General features: G+C 43.9%; 1 protein-coding gene and 2 pseudogenes. All 3 read right to left on the bottom strand.

Annotation, left to right across the window (positions count from 1 at the left end):
• Nucleotides 1-1,185 (bottom strand): annotated as a pseudogene (locus LC574_RS33770) (DUF2157 domain-containing protein); the annotation flags it as partial.
• A 414-nt stretch (nucleotides 1,186-1,599) separates the two neighbouring features.
• Nucleotides 1,600-2,085: pseudogene (locus LC574_RS33765) on the bottom strand (CAP domain-containing protein); the annotation flags it as partial.
• A gap of 70 nt (nucleotides 2,086-2,155) precedes the next feature.
• Nucleotides 2,156-2,943: acyltransferase family protein (locus LC574_RS33760; protein ID WP_229457964.1), on the bottom strand; the 788-nt coding region annotated here is incomplete at its 5' end.

Below are 2,943 nucleotides of genomic sequence, written 5' to 3'. Positions count from 1 at the left end.
GGGGGAGGGGGGGGAGGGGGGGGGGGGGGGGGAGGGGGGGGATGGGGGGGATGAGGGGGATCTTGCTCCCCCTGCTCCCCCTGCTCCCTCATCTCCCCCTGCCCCCTCATCTCCCCCTGCCCCCTGCTCCCTGCCCCCTGCCCCTAGCAAAGCGCCCCCTGCTCTCCCCTGCTGTGCTAACCAAGTTACCAACCAGCCGCAAATACCAATGGCTAACCCCAACTGTGTGACATCTACCTTGGCAAGAAAAATTGCCCGCACTAGCAGCATTATTAAAGCATAAATAATTACAGTGGCAGGTAAACTAATACTTAATCGGCGGCGATCGCGCTGATCTTCTTCACTGATAGGATTAGGCTGTTGGTAAAGATTGTGATAAAGTGTAATAATAGTTGTGCCAATCATTGCCACATAAACGGCAATCAAGGGAAATCCTCTTAATTGCCAACCCCAATGCAGATAACTCAGCCCCAGAATATTTATTAGAGGTAATTTGCCGGTAAGTAAATTGGGAAAAATACTGCGATTTTTGGAGAGTAAAACGGTTATAGTAGTAAGGGTAGGACAGGCGATCGCAACTACAATCCAATCTACAAGATTGTGCCACAATCGAAAGCTATCCATTGCCCAAAAGTTCACTGGCACTAACAAAAGGGTGACAATCAGCAATGTCTGAGCCGTCAATCTCAGGTTGCTTTGCCTAGTTGCCCAAAAGCTTAATCCCCAGAAACTCAAAGTATAAGCAAATAAAACTCCATACTGTCCAGAAGCAGGAAATCTCTCCCACTGACTCGCAGCCAGTACTCCAGAGGACACTACTACCAAGAATACCCCTAGAAAAAGCAGCCAACGCACACTCAGTTCTGCCCCCAAGGACTGCAACATTGTGCTGATAAAGTTGGGTTTAGCTGGTTTTTGCTGCGGTTGTCTACGGCTAGTAGATTGTAAAGCTGCTACGGGCAACTGCTGTACGGGGTCGGAAGTTACAAACGCTACCTTTGTTTCGGCTTCAGGCTGTGGTTGCAACACCACCGTACACACCAGGAATTCTCGGCATAGCTGCTTAACTTGGGTATCGGATATTAAACCTAAGCGCAGCCATATATCTAGTCCTTCTAATAAATGAGGATGGGAAGATGGCAGTCTGATTTCAAATTTTAGTGGGCGCTCAAGAGGCGATGACATAAGCGGCAGTATAACTATATACTTATTTTTGCATTTGATTAAAGTATATTTTGGCTCTAATTGTGCCACTTATTAGGCTAATTGATATTAATTTTTAACCTAATGGTCTGTCATGCGAAGTTTGAAGGGTAAAGGAACGAACCACGAATGCGAGTGCGTTTCGCAGAGAAAGAAGAAGGAAAGAAGAGAAATTGAAGAATTTATAAGAAGAATTCAGAACTCAGGAGCGGAGCAAGGAAAGCTCCGCCTCCGGTCAGAAAACAGGTATGAATTCTGTACGAGTGGGTAATGAATATTGGTTAAAACCTCGCCCGAGGTTAAGCGAAACTAGTATTAAATATTCAACAATAATTAAAACTCTATCCCTTTATGGGTAGAGTATTCTGAATTCTGAATTCTGTATTCTGACTCCTTTTTATCATAGCGGTTGATGCGAGTAAAGGGGTTGCTACCATCGCTACCATTATGACCTGTAGCACCTTTTGGGCCTTGGTCTTTAACATGGTCTTTTGCTCCTAAAGACATACCCTTAGATGGACTCAATGCTCCCACAGGAGGTGCTGATTTCAAAAATGCGATCGCCTCATCAACTGCTTTGACTCCTTCTTGAGTTTGCCAATAGGTATTATTAGAAACGTTTACTAGGTTTCCCTCAAAGCGCTTTCTATAGTTTTCTAGAATCGGGAGGTATGATTTGGGATTTGTTCGTACCTTATTTGTTTCAACAATTACCTCTTGTTCCAACGATGAAAGGTAACTCACTTTTGATAAAGTCGGACTAGTTTGTGGAACTACTGCTGGGTTAGAGTAGGCTACAGATGGGTTAGATTGAAACAGTTGATCTGAGCAGCCAAATATCAACGCAATTGGCAAAAACACCCAAATTTTTAGGCGACGCATCGATTATCTCACAATTTTTCTATGGATTAATAGTTTGAGTGAATTAGACAAAATTAGGACTTACGCAAATTTACACTTTAAGAAACCAGCGTTGCCGATACATTAGAACACCAACAGCCCACCACAACAACACGGTGACTATGGCAAAAAACAGGGAACCATTCAAAACTCCCGCCCAAGATGCGAAAAAATTCTGGTAAATCCAATTGTAGGTACTGGGAGCGTCTTTGCCTGTGCCGATAGTGGTTTTCACTAAGATTTTAATCAACAAAACGGATGGAACGAAAAGTGCGATCGCATTTAAGCCCATAATTTCAAAAGGTTTACTCCAGCGACGATTCAGCCGGACTTCGATGAGTTCATAACAAGCTGCTAATAAAAGTAACGCCCAACCGCTAGTAAAGATTACATAAGAACTTGTCCACAGCTTTTTGTTGATGGGGAATGTCCACCCCCACGCCCAACCGATAATTAAACAACCAACTCCAAATAATGTTAAACCTATACTTGTGCGTGACTCTACAGGTTGACTGCGTATCCATTGACCAGTAAAGTAGCCAGCGAGGACGCTTACTATCGCAGGAATAGTACTGAACAGTCCCTCTGGATCTCCCATAAAGTTGAAACCATCTCCTTTATATAGATGTGCTTTGGGAATAATCAAACGGTCAATATAAGCGCCGAAATTACCTTCTTGTGTCAAAACTATTGTGCCATATTCTGGCACTGGTACATACATCATTATTAGCCAGTAGCCGATGAGTAGCACTGCTGCTAGTATCCATTGACCTTTGCGCGGAAGGTTGAGAACTATTAGGGAAGCCAGCAGATAGGTAATGCTAATGCGCTGGCTACTTT

Origin of the sequence: Nostoc sp. CHAB 5715 (genome assembly GCF_020829685.1) — a bacterium.
Classification (GTDB): domain Bacteria; phylum Cyanobacteriota; class Cyanobacteriia; order Cyanobacteriales; family Nostocaceae; genus Nostoc.
The sequence above is the reverse complement of the archived record's forward strand: the minus strand, read 5'-3'. Positions and strand labels throughout refer to the sequence as shown.